This window comes from Bifidobacterium sp. (assembly GCF_051876855.1).
In the GTDB taxonomy this organism is placed as follows: Bacteria; Actinomycetota; Actinomycetes; order Actinomycetales; family Bifidobacteriaceae; genus Bifidobacterium.
In genome coordinates this window covers 1-1,717 of the sequence record NZ_JBJEIH010000036.1, presented here as the reverse complement: position 1 = coordinate 1,717, position 1,717 = coordinate 1, and the positions used below count along the sequence as shown (strand labels likewise).

Sequence of the window (1,717 nt, the reverse complement as noted above, 5' to 3'; positions counted from 1 at the left end):
GCCTTGCTCGCTTGCGTCATTGCCGATTCCGCACCCGCATACTGGGTTTTGATGGCTTTCAATTCCTCCGAGCTGGAGGCTTTTTCGATCTTCCCGATGCCTTCGTTGACCGCTGCGGTCACCGCCTGTGCATCGAATACCGCGCTCTGTGCCACGAGTACCCTTTCTTATTTCAGTGAAACGTCGCTCTCGCTCAAGCCGTTGTACCGTCTTCACATTTTCCCAATATGACTCGACATAGCCAGGCTCATGAGCATGACTGCCGCGCTGGTCGCCAGGTTCAGCGATTCGGCCTTGCCGTAAATCGGGATGGCGACAACACGGTCGGCTTGCTCAACCAAGTGGGCTGGCAGACCGCGTGCCTCGTTGCCGAACAGCACGGTAAGCGGGCGGCTGGAGTCCTGCAGTTCGTGTTCCAGCATGTGGCCGCGTTCGCCGAGCAGACCCGGCAGCTGTTCGGGGGCGCGCTCCGGCGTGCCATGCACGTCGGCGGCGACCAAAGTGCTGTGCTCGCCGGCGCACCAACCAAGGAAATCCTGGGTGGTCATGGTCAGGACCGGCACGTGGAACAGGGATCCAGCGGTGGCGCGAACAACCTTGGGATTGAAACGGTCGACGCTGTCATCCACGAAAATCACGGCGTCACAGCCTGCGGCATCGGCGGCGCGGATCACAGTGCCAGCGTTGCCGGGGTCGCGCACCTGCCAGAACGCGGCGACCATGGGATGATCCGACCAGTCGAGATCATCGGGGTCGTCTTGCATGCGTTCGGTGAGGCCGACGGCGGCGATGCCTTGGCAGTCCCCGCTGATTTGCCGCATGACCTGGGCGGTGGCGCCGTGGATGTACAGGCCGCCCTGCTGGCCCGCCCGCGGGTTGTCAAGCGCCTCGCGGTAGATTTCGGCGATGGTCTGGTTCGCCGGCTGATCGTCCCCGCTCATCTGTACGTACAGGTCGGTCACGGCGTCGGGACGCCAACGGATCGCTTCACGCACGGATTGCGGGCCTTCGATAAGGAAGCGCCCGGAGCGTTCGCGCTGCGACTTGGACTCCAAGCCGGCGATCTTGCGCACTCGATCGGCGTGCGGATTGCTCAGTATCTCATTGTTCAACGGCATACCGCCCACTGTACGCGGCGGCGGCTACCTGGCGTGGCGTGCGAGGATTCGCTCACACGACGGGCAACTACCACAACCCTGCCCACCCGCACAGCATTTAACCGGGCCGCCGTGCGAGGAATGGCTCACATAGCGACCAACTAGTACTCCCCCCAGACCACTCCCACAGCGCCAACTGGGTCATCGTGCGAGGCATGGCTCACACGGCAGCCGACTTACACACCCCAAACAACCGACACAATGCCCAACCCGGCCGCCGTGCGAGGATCCGCTCACACAATGACGGACAAGACGCCCAAACCAGCAGAATCCGTCGCCCAACCGGTCACCGTGCGAGCCAATCCTCACACAGTGACCGGTAAAGACCTGCAAAACTAAGAATCAAAGGAGGCAAAGGGTCATCGTGTGAGGATCCGCTCACACTACTGCCATCTAGCACACCCCAGACCACAAGCGCAAGGGCCCGCCTGGCCAACGTGTGAGGATCCGCTCACACGATGGACACTGTCACCACGGGCCGGGCGGCGGCGCATTGTCGAACGCACCCTCCATACACGCGCCCTCCATACAAACTGGTTACGCTGGGTGAGGCCTAGGCG

1 protein-coding gene and 1 pseudogene are annotated in these 1,717 nt (G+C 62.5%); both read right to left on the bottom strand.

The genetic code is table 11. From position 1 onward, the window contains the following. Positions 1–155: pseudogene (locus ACI38B_RS02810) on the bottom strand (phenylalanine--tRNA ligase subunit alpha); the annotation flags it as partial. Between the two features lie 57 nt (positions 156–212). After that, on the bottom strand, positions 213–1,118 hold the full coding sequence (locus ACI38B_RS02805) for a TrmH family RNA methyltransferase (protein ID WP_439729442.1): 906 nt from the start codon (positions 1,116–1,118) through the stop codon (positions 213–215). Positions 1,119–1,717: the final 599 nt, after the last annotated feature.